This is a genomic window from Paenibacillus sp. FSL R5-0341, from assembly GCF_037975235.1.
Lineage (GTDB): Bacteria > Bacillota > Bacilli > Paenibacillales > Paenibacillaceae > Paenibacillus > Paenibacillus amylolyticus_A.
In genome coordinates, this window is record NZ_CP150241.1 from 478,803 (window position 1) to 496,613 (window position 17,811).

The window sequence follows — 17,811 nt, forward strand, 5'->3', positions numbered from 1 at the left end:
CTGAACATTGCGTTATGATTTGGAATGTAAACGACAAGCACAGACATAAATAGATGTTCATGTGAGATAAACTTACCTGAAATTCCGATGCATGCCATCAGAGCGTCAGTACGCACAACCCATGAAATCTATCTTTTTTCTGCGCTCTTCGTTTGCCCAATAATGCATGATTCAATGTACATAACCGGGAGGGGTTATTTTGAAAACGAGTAAAAAAGTATTATCGAGCCTGACTGCCGCTTTGGTTGCATTAAACGTGCTTGCGGTATTTCCGGTACCTGTGTCGGCTGCGGATGCTGCCAAAGTGAAACTGCGGATCATGGAAACCACAGATATTCATACCAATCTGGTTAACTATGATTATTATTCCGACAAAGAGACAGACCAATATGGACTCGCCAAAACAGCAACACTGATTAAGAAAGCCCGTGACGAAGCGAAAAACAGCCTGCTGTTTGATAACGGGGATCTGATTCAGGGAAATCCGCTAGGAGACTACGCTGCCAAAATTGATCCACTGAAAAAGGGTGAGACTCACCCTGTATATAAAGCGATGAATCTGCTCGATTATGATGCAGGGAACATTGGTAACCATGAGTTCAACTATGGTCTGGATTTCCTGGACATGACGCTGGAGGGAGCAAACTTCCCTTACATTAATGCCAATGTCTATGTAGACGATGGTGATGATGATGAGACAAATGACAAAAATTATTTCACACCGTATGAGATTTTGGATAAGAAAGTGACGGACGAAACGGGTAAGGAACACACGATCAAAGTGGGTGTAATCGGATTCGTGCCACCACAAATCATGCAGTGGGACAGCGCTAACCTTGAAGGCAAAGTAATCGCCAAAGATATTATCGCTACTGCGAAAAAATTCATTCCTGAGATGAAAGCAAAAGGTGCCGACATTATTGTAGCTATTCCTCACTCCGGATTTGAGGAAATTCCTCAAACGGATCTGATGGAAAACTCCGTATTGTATCTGAGCCAAGTTGAAGGCATTAATGCCATTTTGTTTGGACATGCCCACAAAGTATTCCCAAGTGCTGATTTTGCCGGCAAAAAAGGGGTAGACCTGGAAAAGGGCACCATTAACGGCGTTCCTGCTGTAGAGCCAGGATTCTGGGGGGATCACCTGGGGATTATTGATCTGGATCTAGAACAAGTGGACGGCAAATGGAAAGTGGTGGATTCCAAAACGGAAGCACGCCCAATCTATGACACAGCCAACAAAAAACTATTGGTAGAAGCGGATCAGGACATCATTGATGCGGTTCACGAAGAGCATGAAGGCACATTGGAGTATGTTCGTGGTCCGGTGGGCGAAACGACTGCACCAATCAACAGCTTCTTCGCTCTGGTTCAGGATGATCCATCCATTCAAATCGTAACGAATGCACAGAAGTGGTATGTTGAAAAACATATGCAAGGTACGGAATATGAGAAAATTCCTGTATTGTCCGCAGGTGCTCCATTCAAAGCCGGTGGACGTTCAGGTGCTTCGTATTACACGAATATTCCTACTGGCACCATTGCCATCAAAAACGTTGCTGACTTGTACGTGTATCCAAATACGGTACATGCTGTAATGGTTAACGGTGCAGAATTGAAAGAATGGCTGGAATGGTCCGCAGGCCAATTCAACCAGATCGACCCGGCCAAAGGTGGACAACAACAACTGATCAACAATGACTTCCCGACGTACAACTTCGACGTTATTGATGGCGTAACGTATCAGATTGATGTAACCCAACCAGCCAAATACGATAGCAAAGCTACGATAGTTAATGCATCTGCAAGCCGGATCAAAGATCTGAGCTTTAACGGTAAACCGATTGACCCAGCACAAAAATTCATTGTAGCGACGAATAACTACCGTGCTTCTTCATCCAAACTGGCTAACCCGGACGGCAAACGAATCGTTCTGGCTGCACCAGATGAGAACCGTCAAGTGATCATCGACTACATTCGTGAAAATAAAACGATTAATCCAGCAGCGGACGGCAACTGGTCCCTGGCACCAATCAAACCATCTGCTGGTGTAACTACAGCAGCGCTGAATGATCTTGAAGTGGTATTTGCTTCTTCCCCGGATGCGAAAGATCTGGTTGAAGCGAATCCGGCAATGTCATTCATTGGTACGAACAAAGAAGGTTTTGCAGAGTATGGCTTGAAACTGACAGGTGAAGCAACGACAACACCTGAAACAGGTGTGGAGCCAGCTCCGACGCCTAAACCAACTCCAACGCCGACACCTAAGCCACAACCTGAGAAGCCGGCAACCAACAACAAAGTTGTATATGTGGTGAAAAAAGGGGATAACCTGTACCGCATTGGTTTGAAATATGGTGTGGACTGGCGCAAGCTTGCGACAGCTAACAAAATCTCAAATGTGCATAACCTGAAAGTTGGACAGAAAATCGTGATTCCCGCTTCATAAGTTTAATAAGCGGTGAGGAGGAGACCGACAGTCATCAGACTGTCGGTCTTTTTTTCTGCAATTTTGAATATATTTGTTTCAATAACCGTCATATAGGAAGTCATCAAAACAGTAGAGATTAATTTCAAGACCCATGATATAATATTTACAAACTTTGGGTATATACAAGTGAACATTAATGGACATGGAATCATAAATTGGCAAGGGGGTCCTACATGAATTGCAGTGGCTGCAGTCCAATCTATCCTATAGAGGGTCAAGGTACCTTATACCTGCGTCCCATTTCCCCCGCTTTGCTGGAAGCGCTGCAAACGCCGGGAAGACATATCGAGACGTCGGATGATATGATGTGGATGCATTTTACGAATCTTGAGGCGGTTCAGAGCTTAATAGAAGAAATCGGCGAAATTGATCCCACTTTACGTGATTCCCTAACCGTTCAGATTACACCTTTATATGAACAGGCTAATGAAGAAGACTGGATCAGTCTATACATGCAGGAGTCCCGTTTCAAGCATGCGGAACTCGTTTCCATTATTTTGGAGCATCAATTCAGCAGTCATATGCAGCCCATCGTTGATGCATCGGAGCAGATAATCGGATATGAGTTTTTGCTTCGTCCTGCTGAGAATGGAAAACCCTTCAGTTCCTATGAATTATTTGAAGTTGCGCGCGAGACCGGATTACACTCTTTTCTGGATCGAACGGCGCGTATTATCGCCATTGAGACCAGCGCCCTTTTTCTGCCGCATGGTGTCAAACGCTTCGTGAATTTCCTGCCTTCCTCCATATATAATCCCGAATATTGTCTGACACATACGTTTGATGCGATTGAACGTCTTGCCCTTGACCCTAAAGATTTTGTGTTTGAAGTCGTGGAAACAGAGCAGATTCAGCATATGTCCATCTTGCAGCACATCTTTGAGGTGTATCGTTCACGCGGAATGTCGGTTGCGTTGGATGATGTGGGTGCCGGATATTCGACAATAGAGTTGATGAATCGGTTAGAACCGGATTTTGTCAAAATAGATCGAAGTCTTATTGATCGTTGTGATCAGGATTCGACCAAACAAGAGAAGATTCTTGATATTGTTGAGATGTCGAGTCGATTTGGGGGTCAAGTCCTTGCCGAGGGGATCGAACGAATGGAGGAGTTTGAATTCTGTCGTTCCATCGGGATTGAGCTTGCCCAAGGTTACTTTTTTGGTAAACCCGCGGCACACCCTCTAGACGGTCCATGTTCCAACACTTGACCTAAATTCATGAAAAATTTAGTACCTCGTACTTTGTACAAGTCACTTCTGCTCAGAGGTGGCTTGTTTGACGTACCTGCACATTTTTCTCTCAAATAAATACCCTCATTCAGCCGATATATAAGATAAGCCTTGTAGATTGATCCATACATACAAAGAAAGAGGGCATTTTTAAATTAAGAGGGGGAGAAAGAAATGAGTGGAGATCAAAATAATAAACCAATGAAAGCAACAAAACCCGCTAAGCCAAAACAAAATAAAAATAAAAAGAAGAATAAAAAGAAAGGTTTTGTCTGGAATATAAGGAACAAATTATTAGTCTCCTTCCTGGCAGTTCTGCTTCTGCCAAGTCTGGCAGTCGGCTTGATCACACTTAAGATGGCTGAAAACGGCGTACAAGGACAATTGGTGGATAGTGCCCTGCAAAGTGTGAGCACTGCCAATACCATTGTAGAAAGCCAAGTGAATTACAAGATTCATGACATTAATTATTTTGCGGATTCTCTTGATCCGAACCTGATTAAAGGGGAGAACGATAGTACTGAGCTTCAGGTGAAGCTGGAGCAATATCTGGGCTTGCATCCCGATGCCTTAAATATTTTTGTAGGAACGACAGAGGGGGTCATGGTTCGAGGTAAACCAACAGCGAGCAGCACGCGGGGAGATGCATATGATCCACGGGAGCGGGAGTGGTACAAGCTTGCGATAGAGAAGCCGGGTACGACTGTGGTGTCACCTGTATCCATCAATACGGATGGCGTTGCCGTTGTGTTTATTTCCAAAACATTAAAGGATCAATCCGGTGTAATCGGTTTGTCTCTGGACCTGACAGACCTGCAAGAACAGGCATCCATTAAGGTGGGCAAAGAGGGCTACGTCATCATTATGGATGCGAACAAAAATTATGTCGTTTCTCCAGTAGTTGATGCAGGTACACAGGAAACGAGCGGTTTGCTGGATGAAATGTATGAGAGTCAAGAAGGTCAATTCGATTACGTATTCAACGATCAGCCGAAAATGATGATCTTTGCGACAAATGAAGCAACGGGCTGGAAAATTGCCGGCACGATGTTCAAGAGTGAAATAACCAATGCGAGCAAGGACATTCGCATGATTACATTTATAGTGATTCTTGCGGCCACGTTCCTTACGCTCATCTTTATTATCTGGTTTACACGCTCCATGCTGCGTCCGATCAAACGACTGCAGGAATCTGCGAGAGCTGTAAGTAAAGGTGACCTGACTGTGAAAATGGAAACAGGGCGTAAAGATGAAGTCGGTGATCTGGCGAAGTATTTCGAGCGTATGGTGGATAATCTGCGAATGATGATTCTGGGTGTACAGGAAACGACAGAGCAGGTATCCGCTTCTTCTCAAGAATTGTCTGCCAGTGCAGAACAAACCACCAAAGCAATTGAACATTCAACACTAGCCATTCAAGAACTGGCTGAAGGTGCAGAGCAACAAGTGAACAGTGTGAAAGACGGATCTGGACAGATGAGCCGAATGGCAGAAGATGTTCGAATGATGTCGGAGCGTGTGCAATCGATCACGGCAAATATGCGGAATACATCTGGTGCGGCTTCTTCGGGTAATGAGGCAGCAGGACAGGCGGTAGAGCAGATGAACAGCATCCAGGAGACGGTGGAGCAGCTGGGAACGGTAGTTCAGTCACTGAATGCCCGTTCGGTAGAGATTGGCAGCATGGTTGATGTCATTGCTTCCATCTCCAAACAAACGAACTTGCTCGCATTGAATGCTTCCATTGAAGCGGCAAGAGCGGGTGATGCGGGTCGTGGGTTTGCCGTCGTAGCGGGAGAAGTACGTAAACTGGCAGAGGAATCCGGTAGCTCGGCAGCGCAGATCGGTGAGGTGGTTCACAATATCCGTCATGATATGGATGCCGCTCTAATCGCCATGAATGCCGCTCAGACTCGGGTGGGAGAAGGAATTCAGGCCGTGAATACGTCCGGACAATCGTTTGCCCAGATACGGGAGGCGGTGGAAGATGCCGTTCATACATTGGATGACTTGTCCGAAACAACAAAGCAACTAGAGAAGGGTGCATCCCACGTTGCCAAGGCGATGAGCGATATTTCGAATGTGACCCAGGAATCGGCTGCAAATACAGAATCCGTGTCTGCATCTTCGCAAGAGCAATTGGCGTCGGTAGAGGAGATTGCATCATCCTCGGCACATCTGAATAGCATGGCAGAACAATTACAAGGACTGCTCGGCATGTTCAAGATGGTGGAGGATACACCGAAGGATAAGGGTAACGATAAATCCTAACGTCGGGACAGCGAAACCGACTATATAAATTGAACTAAACGTTTACACGAACGGAGAGGACAGAAAGAACCTGAAGAAGCGGAGCGTTCGCCTTTATCACCGAATTTACCCCTTATATAAGGAATCAAAAAAATCTGGGGATAACAGCGATCGGAAGGTTGTTCTGTCATCGGAGTGTCCAGTGTAAATATTTTTAGTTCAACTTATATAGATATACAAGAAAATAAAGATAGACATTGCTCCTGCGGCCCTGTATAAATATATCGTCTGGTTCTTCCGCGCATCATGCGGTGTAATCTTACAATATAATGATGGAATGAACGATAGATTATATCGAGACAGGGTACAGCAGGAGGCTCTATGGTATACGTAGCAATATTGATTTTTGCAGTAACAATCACCTTGGTGATTTGGCAACCTCGTGGATTGGGTATCGGCTGGACTGCCTCGGGTGGGGCATTGCTTGCCCTGCTGTGTGGAGTCGTCAGCTTGAACGACGCATCGGATGTGGCATCCATTGTATGGAATGCAACGCTGGCTTTTGTCGGTATTATTATGATTTCTCTCATTCTCGACGAGACGGGTTTCTTCGAATGGGCTGCCCTTCACATGGCAAGGCTCGCTGGAGGAGATGGTCGCAGACTGTTCTTCTACTCCATTTTATTGGGGGCCGCAGTATCTGCTCTGTTCGCGAATGACGGTGCGGCACTCATTCTGACGCCAATTGTACTGGCAATGGTACGTGCATTGAAGTTCGATGAGCGGATGGTGCTGGCTTTTGTAATGGCGAGTGGATTTATCGCGGATACCACATCGTTGCCGCTCGTCGTCAGCAATCTGGTTAACATTGTGTCCGCTGATTTCTTTGGTATTACATTTGTGGAATATGCGGTGCGCATGGTTGTACCGAATCTGTTCTCGATCGTAGCGAGTACGGGCATGCTGTTCTTGTTCTATCGCAAAAGCATACCCCGTCGCTACGACATCTCCGCGGCACGCGACCCGAAGGAAGCGATACGTGATCCCCGGATGTTTCGAATCGCCTGGTTCATGCTTGGGCTGTTATTGGTGGCCTACGCATCGAGTGAGTTTCTGCCGATTCCCGTGTCGGTTATCGTTGGCTCCGTTGCATTGCTGTTCGCTTTACTGGCACGTAAGAGCGAGGCTGTTGATCTGAAACGGGTAATTAAGGAAGCACCATGGTCGATTGTGGTATTCTCGGTGGGCATGTACATCGTTGTATATGGACTGCGTAATGCAGGGTTAACCGATCATCTGAGCCGCTGGCTGGATGCCATAGCAGAGCATGGTCTGCTGGCTGCTTCGCTCGGGATGGGCATCATAGCGGCCGTATTATCATCCGTCATGAATAACCTGCCGACCGTGTTGATTAACCTGCTAGCCATCCAGGGTGCTCATACGGAGGGGATCGTTCAAGAGGCTTTGATCTATGCCAATGTCATCGGTTCCGATCTGGGTCCCAAAATGACCCCGATTGGATCACTTGCCACATTGCTGTGGCTGCACGTGTTGTCTCGCAAAGGTGTGAAGATTACATGGGGTTATTATTTCAAAGCAGGTATCATCCTGACGATCCCAACATTGTTAATTACCCTAGCTGGATTGGCATTGTGGTTATGGATCCTGGGTTAGTAAAATTAGATTTTACATTAGGTATTAATAAGATAATCTGTTTTCATGTAAAAGCTGCTCTCACAGCTGGTGCTATGCACTGGCAGTGAGGCAGTTTTTTTATTTCCTGCTTTTGCATCTTCTATAGAAGAAATGAATTCTGTTTCTCTGTTAAGTACCTAAGCATTTACACAAGGTCAGCCTACAATAGGGCTGGCCTTCTTTGCCTGCACCCCAAGCAGAGATTGAAATGTCTGGGAGCAAGAAGCGCTGACACAGCGCAGGGAAACCGCGATCGTAGTGGAGGAGACGGAATCGATTCTGAAGAAGCGAAGCGTTCGCCTGAAAGCTTTCTGTAAGAAAGCTGCATCGGAAGCATAAGCTGTCTCCCAATTTCAACAATTTAAATTGTTGATAAGAGAAATTTGGAGACAACAGCGATCAGAAGAACGATCCGTAACCGAAACGGACACTGTGAGTGTTGAATTTATATTTATTTTATTAATGTGTAAAATCTTCACGGAAATCTGGACACAATACGGATTGAAGCAACGTCCGTTCCCGAAGCGACCTCTTCAGCGCTAGATTAAATCCCAGATATTTCAATATGCAGCCGATATTTTTAACATTGCGTTTACAAAACACTGATTTTAAGATGACATACCGAAACTACAATGAGTAAAGAGTTGATGGTGAACAAACAAATTCACAAAACGCCATCACTACATTGGGGGAGGAAAACAAAACATGTTTAAAAAGTTGCCGTTTATTTTGATGACCTTAACGTTCGTACTGGTGCTCGCTGCATGCGGATCGAAAAATGACGCTGGTACAGAGGGTGCCGCAAGCAATGGATCAGGAGAAGCTGCTACTGAGCTTAGCGGTAACATTCTGGCAGTCGGATCGACAGCATTGCTACCTCTGGTAGAACAAGCTGGACAGAAATTTATGGCAGTTGATGAATATAAGAACGTAACGGTTCAAGTTCAAGGTGGCGGTAGTGGTACTGGTTTGACACAAGTATCCGACGGACAAGCTACAATCGGTAACTCTGATGTATTTGCAGAAGAGAAGCTGGAGGACGAAGCCAAAGTAAAAGAATTGGTTGACCATCAAGTAGCGGTAGTAGCTATGGCGCCAGTTAGCAACAAAGATACAGGTGTAGAAGATTTGACGAAGCAACAACTGGTTGACATCTTTTCCGGTAAAGTAACGAACTGGAAAGATGTTGGTGGTGCGGATCAAGCAATCGTTATTGTAAACCGTCCAAGTAGTTCCGGTACTCGTGCAACTTTCGAGAAGTATGCACTTGGTGCAAAAATGGATGATATCCAAGGTTCCATTCAAGAAGATTCTTCTGGTAACGTAAGAAAATTGGTAGCTGAAACGCCAGGTGCTATTGGTTACCTCGCCCTGTCTTACTTGGATGACAGTTTGCAAGTGTTGAAATACGAAGGTGTAGAAGCAACAGTTGAGAACGTAGAAGCAGGAACTTATCCAGTATGGGCTTACGAGCACATGTACACGAAAGGTACGCCAGATGCAGCAACACAAGCATTCCTGGACTACATCTTGAGTGACGAAATTCAACAAAATGACGTGACAGAACTTGGATACATTCCAATGTCAGGTATGAAAGTAAAACGCGATGCAGCAGGTAACGTGGTTGAGTAATCTTTGAACTTGCGCATACAGCGAAAGAGGCGGACTTAGGTCCCGCCTCTTTACGCGGTTTGCTCTAAAATAATCCCATATTTTGCATTAATTCTACTATAGAAGGATGGTTGTTATGGAACAGACCGAAGGGGGAACGGTAATGAATAACAAGTTGAAACCGCGCCGGCCCTTAAAAGAGAAACATTATTGGGAAGAGTGGACGGGACGGATCTATACGTCGATTTGTGTCGTTTTCCTGATCGTTGTCATGTTTTCCATTGTTTATTTTGTAGCGTCCAAGGGACTATCAACATTTTTCCAAAATGGAGTAAGCATAAGTGAATTCCTTGGTGGAAAAACGTGGAATCCAACGGGAGAACCTGCTTTCTATGGGGCATTGCCGTTCATTACAGGTTCCTTCATTACAACCTTGCTTGCAGCGCTTATTGCAAGTCCGCTTGGTCTGTGTGCAGCACTCTTCATGACAGAGATTGTACCGGGTAAGGGGAAAAAGATCTTGCAGCCTGCCATTGAGCTCTTGTCCGGTATTCCGTCTGTTGTGTACGGATTTATCGGTCTGAGTGTCATCGTACCTTTGTTACGCAGTATCTTTGGTGGAACAGGCGTCGGGATTGCAGCCGGATGTCTCGTTCTCGCTGTAATGATTCTTCCTACGGTGACAAGTATTATGGCAGATGCATTGTCCGCATTGCCCAAAGGATTGCGTGAATCCTCCTACGCACTCGGTGCCACTCGCTGGCAAACCATCTACCGTGTCATTATTCCAACGACTTTGCCAGCCTTGTTGACTGGTGTCGTATTGGGTATGGCCCGTGCTTTTGGTGAGGCACTTGCTGTGCAGATGGTTATCGGTAATGCACCGCATGTTCCAACATCCTTGCTTGAATCAGCTTCAACATTAACAAGTGTAATTACACTCAGCATGGGTAACACCACGATGGGTTCTGTTCATAACAATGCACTGTGGAGTATGGCGCTTGTCCTGTTGGTGATGACCTTTGTCTTCGTCATTCTGGTTCGCCTGCTTGAAAGGAGAAACCGGGTATGAAAATGAAGGCAAAGACGGTAGATAAAATTGCAACATCCGTTATCGTTGTATTGGCCCTGTTCATTGTTATTCTATTGCTCGGCCTGCTTGGCTTCATTATGTTTAGAGGTATTGGGCATATTAACTGGCACTTCCTGACGAGCGCTCCACAGTTACTCAAAGGTGGCGGCGGGATTGGTCCACAGCTCTTCAACTCCGTATTCTTGCTGGTCCTGACTTTAATTGTTACCATTCCACTGGGGTGGGGCGGCGGAATTTACATGGCGGAATACGCCAAGCCAGGTAAGATTACCAGCTTCATTCGTCTGGTCGTTGAAGTATTGTCATCATTCCCATCCATCGTTATCGGTTTGTTTGGTCTCTTGCTACTAGTAAATCAATTTGGTCTTGGTTTCTCCCTGATCTCGGGTGCCTTGGCTCTGGCGATCTTTAACTTGCCACTGATGGTACGGACAACGGAGCAGGCCTTCCGCGCCGTTCCGAAGGAACAGAAGGAAGCAGGTCTGGCGCTTGGACTGTCCAAGTGGAAGATTATCACTTCCATTCTACTGCCTGTGGCATTGCCGAGTTTGATTACGGGTACGATCCTGGCATCGGGCCGGATCTTCGGTGAAGCAGCCGCGCTGATGTTCACCGCAGGTATGAGTAGTCCACCATTGGACTTCACAGATTGGAATCCGACGAGTCCAAGATCACCGCTTAATCCTTTCCGTCCGGCAGAGACACTTGCTGTCCATATCTGGAAAGTAAATAGTGAAGGCATTGGGCCAGATTCCAAAGAAGTGGCAGCAGGGGCATCCGCCGTGCTTGTCATTCTCGTGCTGGCGTTCAATCTAAGTGCACGCTGGATCGGTCGGGTTGTATTCCGCCGCATGACAGCTTCGAAATAAGGAGGAACCAACATGGCCATACCTTTTGGTACGGAACAGTTAAGCATATATTATGGACATTTCCAGGCGGTCAAGCAGATCAGCCTGACGTTTCCCGAAGCAAGCGTAACAGCGCTTATTGGGCCGTCTGGTTGCGGTAAATCCACGTTCCTCCGGTCGCTGAACCGGATGAACGACGAAATTGCCGGTTCTCGCACAGAGGGGCATATCTGGATGGACGGTAACGATCTGAATGAGCCTGGAACCGATGTAATCAAGCTTCGCCAGAAGATTGGCATGGTATGGCAGAAGCCGAACCCTTTTCATAAGTCCATCTACAACAATATCGCGTTTGGCCCCCGCTACCGTGGTACGAAGAGTAAGAAGGCACTGGATGAAATTGTGGAAAAAAGCTTGCGCCGTGCTGCGCTCTGGGACGAAGTGAAAGACAGGCTGAACGAGTCAGCCCTGTCTCTCTCAGGTGGACAACAGCAGCGTCTATGTATCGCACGCGCCTTGTCTGTTGACCCGCAGATCCTGCTGCTCGACGAGCCAGCATCTGCACTTGACCCGGTATCAACGGGTAAGGTTGAGGAATTGATTACCGAGCTTAAGAAAGATCTGCGGATCGTCATTGTTACCCATAACATGCAGCAGGCAGCACGCATCTCGGATTATACGGCTTATTTTTACCTGGGAAGCATGGTTGAGCATGGGGATACAGAGCATATTTTCACCAACCCCGACAATCGTCTGACGCAAGAATACATTATGGGTCGTTTCGGTTAATTGGATCATGGAGTGTCACATAGAGTAACGGACAGAGAGATAGAGAAATAATAGAGACAAAAGAAAGCACAATGCCTGAACGGTTGTTCGGGGATTGTGCTTTTTTTAATTTCTTTTTGGAAGAATTTGCTGTATATCAAACAATCATGCTACGATAATCAGTATTGAGAGAGCGTTTACATATCTTCGAAGGGGGATGTTGATAATCACTACGGATCAGTTGTCTTACGACTACATGGCAGCCCAGATCATACAGAACTATAGCATGGAGAAACCTGTCGTTTCCTATATTCGTCACAATGAAAATCTGACGTATCATGTCGTCGATGAAGCCAGCGGGCAGAAGTATCTGCTACGGATACACAAAGCTGCCTATGCAAGTATGACAGGTATTCAGCATACGCTTCCTGCACTAGAGGCGGAGATGAACCTGCTTCATGAGTTAAATGCAACGACAACATTGCGCGTGCAGCATCCGGTACGGAATGTATTGGGAGACTGGGTCACGGTATGGACAAGTGAAGCGGGTAAAGAAATCTGTTGTACAGTGCTGGAGTGGATTGAGGGCAGGGACATCCAGCAGGGAGAACGCCTGACAACAGAGCAGATCTATGATCTGGGTGTCCAACTGCAGACGCTTCATCAATATGGACGTGTGCAAGATACGGCCGAAGCCACTGAGGGAACGGTTGATGGTAAAGGAGTAGTGGATGGCAACGATCATCAGCGGACAGGGAGAGAGATGAGCCAGCTAGATCGAACGAAGGTGCGCCCGGCATATGGCAACATCCATGAGAACCTAGTCATGCTAGGACAACTGGAGGAAGGCGTCCGACTTGGGATTTTTACAACGGAAGACTTCGATCTGCTTCGTGAGACGTTCGAGAACATTAATGAGCAGCTGGAAACGTACCCGCAGCATACGGAGATATGGGGCGTCATTCATGGAGATATTACGCGTAACAATCTGCTGATAACAGATCAGGGGATTTCCATGATTGATTTTTGTCTACATGGCTATGGTTACTATCTTTTCGATGCGGGAGGGGCTGCGCTGATGTTCAATCGGGAAGAACGTGACATATTCTTATCCGGTTATACGAAACAGACCGCACCACTGACGGATCGTGATATCCGATTAATGGAAGGGTTCATGTTGATCTTTACACTAGGTTATTATGCTTTTCAGATGGCAAACGTGTCGAGGCACGAATGGATGAAAGACCGCATGCCGAAGCTATGTAGCAAGTATTGCAGACCTTATGTACAGAACGAGAGTATCTTCTACGAACTGTGAATGATAATCCAGATGTGCAGACCCAGATGAGCTACTGAGCAGTGTGGTTCAAAGATGATGTTTGCCTGAGCACCCGAACGTTTTCATGGACAACATCATAAATAGTAGTAAGCACATCATTGTATGGATTACAGGAAAACGAAATGAGCTGTTGAAAGATCTTTTATCGTATTAATGTGATGAAAGCTGACAAAATATTCTGCTTTTCGTTGGCTCAATAGGAAATGAAGGAAATATACCCAAAGAAATCGTTAAGTTTGTTGACACTGATCTTCCGGTCGATTAATCTTAATGAAGAAGAAATTAACGACTTCCATTACTATTCTGTATAAGCTCAGAATGGTTCCATACAGCGGATGATAACGAGCGGGAGAGACCTGATTAGCTGAGCAAAATGGCTAGTGTTCAGGCACCGAAGGAGCAAGCTGCTGCGCACCCGGCGCAGTGGTTAATCTCTCAGGTAAATGTACCATCGTTGGACGCAACTCTGGAGAGTGCGCGAACTGCGCCACCCAAGGGGTATATGATCAGTCAGTCCGGTGATCTTGTCTGTAATCGCAGGCAATACACCTTGTCGTGAGACACTGCTGATTGTGAAACTCTCAGGTATCGAGGACAGAGAGAGGGCCTGAGGCCTTCTTCTGTCCTTTTTTGATGTCATCATTCAGTAAATAAGGAACAATATGGCTCAGTTTCTGGATGGAAATGACGAATACAATTGGAGGGTTACAAGGTGCGATTTAAAGATGTTTTCTCAATTATTGGTCCGTCCATGACAGGTCCTTCAAGTTCACATACAGCTGGAGCAGCCCGGCTGGGAAGAATTGCTCGTCAGTGGCTGGGCTGCACGCCGAATCGTGCCCGGCTGACGCTGTACGGTTCATTTGCAGATACGTATCAGGGGCACGGCACGGATCTGGCATTGATCGGCGGTCTGCTGGACTATGTCACAGACGATCCGCGTATCCCGGATGCAGAGCAATACGCAGAGGAAGCGGGCATGGAGGTTGAATTTTATACAAGTGGCCTGCCGGCTCCTCATCCAAATACGGTCAAAATTGAATTGTGGCATGGCGAACGTGCTTGCTCCTTGATCGGAGCTTCCATTGGTGGTGGTAGTGTATCGGTGCATGCGATGAATGATTTTCGTGTTCAGATTAGTGGTGAGTTTCCAACACTCGTTCTGCGTCATGCGGATAAAGCGGGGGTGCTCGCATCGGTGACGTCCACGATCAGTTCATCCGGGGTTAACATCGGCTATATGCAGGTAGATCGGAAAGCCCGGGATGGTGAAGCACTGACGGCAATGGAGATGGACGGCGTGCCGAATCCTGATATGCTGAAGCGTCTGCGTACGCTCGACCATGTACTGGACATTCGTGTCATTGATTTGAAGAGAGGAGTTGATTCGGATGCGGTTTAAACATCTGCACGAACTGAACACGATCTGTACAGCGGAATCCAAAACGATTGCTCAGCTGATGATTGAGGAGCAGGTCCAAGAAACGAATACGCCTGAAGCGGATGTTGTGCAGCAGATGTCTGAATATTATCAAGTGATGAAGGAAGCGGTACGCAAAGGATTAACGGAAGATACCACTTCACGCAGTGGATTAACGGGTGGAGACGGCAAAAAAATGGCCGAATACATTCGCAAGGGTGAGACTTGCTCGGGAGATGCTTCCGCACTTGCCATGGCGTATGCCCTGTGTGTATCTGAAGTGAATGCCTCCATGGGTCGGATCGTAGCAACACCAACAGCCGGTTCCTGCGGCATCATCCCCGGTGTTTTTATTAGCTCACAGGAGCGATTTGGCTGGACGGACGAACATTTGGTGAACGGGTTGTTCTGTGCGGGGGCGATTGGTTATGTTATCGCCAACAATTCATTTATCTCCGGTGCCGAAGGTGGCTGTCAGGCGGAAGTGGGTTCCGCGATCGGCATGGCTGCGGGTGCCATGGTTGAACTGCGTGGAGGTACACCGGAACAGGTCGTTCATGCCGTTGGCTTGGCGTTAAAAAATACACTGGGCCTGATCTGCGATCCAGTTGCAGGCCTCGTTGAAATTCCGTGCATCGTCCGTAACGGACTGGGTGCCGTTACGGCACTGGCTGCGGCCGACATGGCCTTGGCCGGAGTGCGTAGTGCCATTCCGTCAGACGAAGTCATCGACGTCATGCTGGAAGTGGGTAGTGCGATGCCGAGCCGCCATCGGGAGACAGCCCAGGGCGGACTGGCTCAGACACCAACCGGCCGCAAAATGATGCAGAAGCTGGCTAAACCGAAGGCAAAGCGAGCAGAGCCTGAGACGGAAACACAGGGTTCAAATACCACTGACGACTCAAACACAACTGTAAGTGAGACAGACACGGATTCTCAAGGTTAATCTGAAAACAGGTACTTCCGAGAAACGAGTCTACGAACTTATCCATAACGGCAAATACACAAAATACACCAAATAAGCGTCCGCAACCCTGGAATCCAGGTCTGCAGGACGCTTATTTTTTGTAGCCAGGTGAAGCTAAGCTGATTTCTTAAATGTGACTCTTGATGTATGTGTATTATGAATCTAGTCCTGGCCCACAGCCGTACTCAGTACGGCATATCCATACGCAGGCAGTTCAATCGCAAGCACGCCATCTTCCTTGGCGGTACGATGGTTTCCGCCGAATAACTCAGTCCATTCCTCGTCACCAGCCTCCAGCTCGACAATGGCCGTCTCTTCTGAGCGATTGAACAGAACCAGAATGCGTTCCTTCTCATTTTGCCGCTCGAATACCAGTTGGCTACCATCGGAACGAGCCTGCAGGAAACGAATGGTGCCTTCTGCACGCAGAGCAGGATGAGCATGACGCAGGGAGATCAGCTTCTGATAAAAGTCGAACAGCTCCCGGTCTTGCTTCGCTTCATCCCATTCCATGCATTTACGGCAGCCCGGATCATGCTCGCCGTCCATTCCAATCTCGTCTCCGTAATAGATGCACGGAGCGCCCATATAAGTGAACTGGAATAACGCAGCCAGCTTCATCTTGCGCTGGTCGCCTTCACACAGCGTGAGCAGCCGCGGGGTATCGTGGCTGTCCAGCAAATTAAACGCCACTTCGCTGGCCTGAAGCGGATAGCGGGATAACTGCCGACCAATGGAGTTCGCAAACTGTTCGGCGTGCATTGTACTTTTCACAAAGAAAGCATTCACGGCATCGGTAAACGGATAGTTCATGGACGCATCGAACTGATCGCCTTGCAACCAGGAGGAGGACTCGTTCCATACTTCGCCCAGAATATAGGCTTCCGGATTAGCGGCCTTGACTACACGACGGAAATCACGCCAGAATGCATCATCCACCTCATCTGCCACATCCAGTCGCCAGCCGTCCGCACCCACTTCCTTGATCCAGTACTCGGCAACCTCCAGCAGGTAGGCCTTTACCTCGGAATTCTCCGTATTCAGCTTCGGCATGTGCGCTTCGAATCCGAAGGTCTCATACGTAGGAATGCCGTCCTTCACATCCAGCGGGAATTCTTTTACATGGAACCAGTCTTTGTATTTGGATTGTTCACCGTTCTTCTGCACATCCACGAACGGCGCAAACGTCTTCCCGGAATGGTTGAACACGGCATCCAGCAGTACGCGAATTCCGCGCGCATGGCACAGCTCGAGCAGTCGTTTCACGGTATCTGCGTCACCGAAGTGACGGTCTACCCGCAGATAGTCCTCGGTATCATATTTATGATTGGTGGTTGCCTCAAAGATAGGTGTGAAGTAAATCGCATTAATGCCCAGCTCGCTGATGTAATCCAGATGGTCGATCACGCCCTGAAGGTCACCGCCGAAGAAGTTGAAAGGTGTCGGCTCACCACCCCACGGCTCAACCTTTTCCGGACTAATATCCGGGTTACCATTGGCGAATCGTTCAGGGAAAATCTGATAGAACACCGCATCCTTAACCCACGCAGGGGGTGTGAATACAGCTCCGGCATGAATATAAGGGAACTGGAACATACGACCCGGATCGTCCGGCTCTTCTTCCTGGAAGTCCGTCTCGGTCATCCAGATCTGTTCGTCTCCGTTTTTAAGCAGAAAAGAGTACTTCAGCCGGTGGTAGGGAGGTTTCACCTCGCCCTCGTAGTAATCGAACATGGAGTCAGAGGTAAACTTGGTTAAGGGAACCAGCGCTTTGGTTGCATCCCAAGCGTATTTGTCACCGGTCAAGGCGTGTACCTCAGTCAGATCATTTTTTTTGGTACGCAGGCGCAGATGGATTGTATCTTGGTCATAGGCATAGGCCCAGTTCCGTTTCGGTTGATGATAGATGGCTTCCAGCAGCATAATGAAATTCCTCCCGTCAGGTGTAGAACTAATATGTACTTGGTAGACTTGATGGATATGACATTACCCAAGGTAATGGATAAGCTATAATTAGAATGCGTGGCAACGTGAGACTTCAACATTTCAATAAGACATGAATCCATAGGTTATAGGCAGCTTTTATCATTATTATGC

12 protein-coding genes and 1 riboswitch are annotated in these 17,811 nt (G+C 47.3%); of the genes, 11 read left to right on the plus strand and 1 reads right to left on the minus strand.

All coding sequences use genetic code 11. The features are described 5' to 3' along the window. The first annotated feature begins 199 nt into the window (after window positions 1-199). From MKX75_RS02350 to sdaAA, 11 genes are all read left to right on the plus strand, one after another. Window positions 200-2,449: a bifunctional 2',3'-cyclic-nucleotide 2'-phosphodiesterase/3'-nucleotidase gene (locus tag MKX75_RS02350; RefSeq protein WP_339168251.1), complete on the plus strand. Its 2,250-nt coding sequence runs from the start codon at window positions 200-202 to the stop codon at window positions 2,447-2,449. A gap of 215 nt (window positions 2,450-2,664) precedes the next feature. Next, window positions 2,665-3,702, plus strand: a complete 1,038-nt coding sequence (locus MKX75_RS02355) for an EAL domain-containing protein (protein WP_062837225.1) — start codon at window positions 2,665-2,667, stop codon at window positions 3,700-3,702. A 195-nt stretch (window positions 3,703-3,897) separates the two neighbouring features. Continuing rightward, entirely contained in the window at window positions 3,898-5,994 is a 2,097-nt protein-coding gene (locus MKX75_RS02360; protein ID WP_339168254.1) for a methyl-accepting chemotaxis protein, read from the plus strand. A 360-nt stretch (window positions 5,995-6,354) separates the two neighbouring features. Continuing rightward, the gene (locus MKX75_RS02365) at window positions 6,355-7,647 is read left to right on the plus strand and encodes an arsenic transporter (protein WP_339168255.1); all 1,293 of its coding nucleotides are present in this window, start codon (window positions 6,355-6,357) and stop codon (window positions 7,645-7,647) included. Window positions 7,648-8,373: 726 nt separating this feature from the next. Then, window positions 8,374-9,300, plus strand: coding sequence for a phosphate ABC transporter substrate-binding protein (locus MKX75_RS02370; protein WP_062837228.1), 927 nt, complete (start codon window positions 8,374-8,376; stop codon window positions 9,298-9,300). A 142-nt stretch (window positions 9,301-9,442) separates the two neighbouring features. Then, window positions 9,443-10,351 (plus strand): phosphate ABC transporter permease subunit PstC, encoded by a 909-nt coding sequence (gene pstC / locus MKX75_RS02375; protein WP_139331924.1) that lies wholly within the window; start codon window positions 9,443-9,445, stop codon window positions 10,349-10,351. A 2-nt stretch (window positions 10,352-10,353) separates the two neighbouring features. After that, window positions 10,354-11,241, plus strand: a complete 888-nt coding sequence (gene pstA, locus MKX75_RS02380; RefSeq protein WP_062837355.1) for a phosphate ABC transporter permease PstA — start codon at window positions 10,354-10,356, stop codon at window positions 11,239-11,241. A 12-nt stretch (window positions 11,242-11,253) separates the two neighbouring features. Continuing rightward, window positions 11,254-12,009 (plus strand): phosphate ABC transporter ATP-binding protein PstB, encoded by a 756-nt coding sequence (gene pstB / locus MKX75_RS02385; protein ID WP_062837230.1) that lies wholly within the window; start codon window positions 11,254-11,256, stop codon window positions 12,007-12,009. Between the two features lie 196 nt (window positions 12,010-12,205). Next, the gene (locus MKX75_RS02390) at window positions 12,206-13,306 is read left to right on the plus strand and encodes a phosphotransferase (RefSeq protein WP_339168259.1); all 1,101 of its coding nucleotides are present in this window, start codon (window positions 12,206-12,208) and stop codon (window positions 13,304-13,306) included. Window positions 13,307-13,663: 357 nt separating this feature from the next. Beyond that, a riboswitch (glycine riboswitch) is annotated at window positions 13,664-13,787 on the plus strand. Between the two features lie 252 nt (window positions 13,788-14,039). Then, window positions 14,040-14,729 carry an L-serine ammonia-lyase, iron-sulfur-dependent subunit beta gene (gene sdaAB / locus MKX75_RS02395; RefSeq protein WP_339168261.1) on the plus strand — a complete coding sequence of 230 codons (690 nt, stop codon included), beginning with the start codon at window positions 14,040-14,042 and terminating at the stop codon, window positions 14,727-14,729. Beyond that, a complete protein-coding gene (sdaAA, locus tag MKX75_RS02400; protein WP_339168263.1) occupies window positions 14,719-15,693 on the plus strand; it encodes an L-serine ammonia-lyase, iron-sulfur-dependent, subunit alpha in 975 nt (324 codons plus the stop codon). The genes sdaAB and sdaAA overlap by 11 nt, the downstream gene beginning before the upstream one ends. A gap of 183 nt (window positions 15,694-15,876) precedes the next feature. Here sdaAA and MKX75_RS02405 read toward each other — a convergent pair whose 3' ends face one another. After that, window positions 15,877-17,637, minus strand: coding sequence for an alpha-glycosidase (locus MKX75_RS02405; RefSeq protein WP_339168264.1), 1,761 nt, complete (start codon window positions 17,635-17,637; stop codon window positions 15,877-15,879). Window positions 17,638-17,811: the final 174 nt, after the last annotated feature.

Coding starts and splice junctions, on each gene's coding strand:
- MKX75_RS02355 (WP_062837225.1), top strand. CDS start 2,665: ATGAATTGCAGTGGCTGCAGTCCAATCTATCCTATAGAGGGTCAAGGT.
- MKX75_RS02360 (WP_339168254.1), top strand. CDS start 3,898: ATGAGTGGAGATCAAAATAATAAACCAATGAAAGCAACAAAACCCGCT.
- MKX75_RS02365 (WP_339168255.1), top strand. CDS start 6,355: ATGGTATACGTAGCAATATTGATTTTTGCAGTAACAATCACCTTGGTG.
- MKX75_RS02370 (WP_062837228.1), top strand. CDS start 8,374: ATGTTTAAAAAGTTGCCGTTTATTTTGATGACCTTAACGTTCGTACTG.
- pstC (WP_139331924.1), top strand. CDS start 9,443: ATGAATAACAAGTTGAAACCGCGCCGGCCCTTAAAAGAGAAACATTAT.
- pstA (WP_062837355.1), top strand. CDS start 10,354: ATGAAGGCAAAGACGGTAGATAAAATTGCAACATCCGTTATCGTTGTA.
- pstB (WP_062837230.1), top strand. CDS start 11,254: ATGGCCATACCTTTTGGTACGGAACAGTTAAGCATATATTATGGACAT.
- MKX75_RS02390 (WP_339168259.1), top strand. CDS start 12,206: ATGTTGATAATCACTACGGATCAGTTGTCTTACGACTACATGGCAGCC.
- sdaAA (WP_339168263.1), top strand. CDS start 14,719: ATGCGGTTTAAACATCTGCACGAACTGAACACGATCTGTACAGCGGAA.
- MKX75_RS02405 (WP_339168264.1), bottom strand. CDS start 17,637: ATGCTGCTGGAAGCCATCTATCATCAACCGAAACGGAACTGGGCCTAT.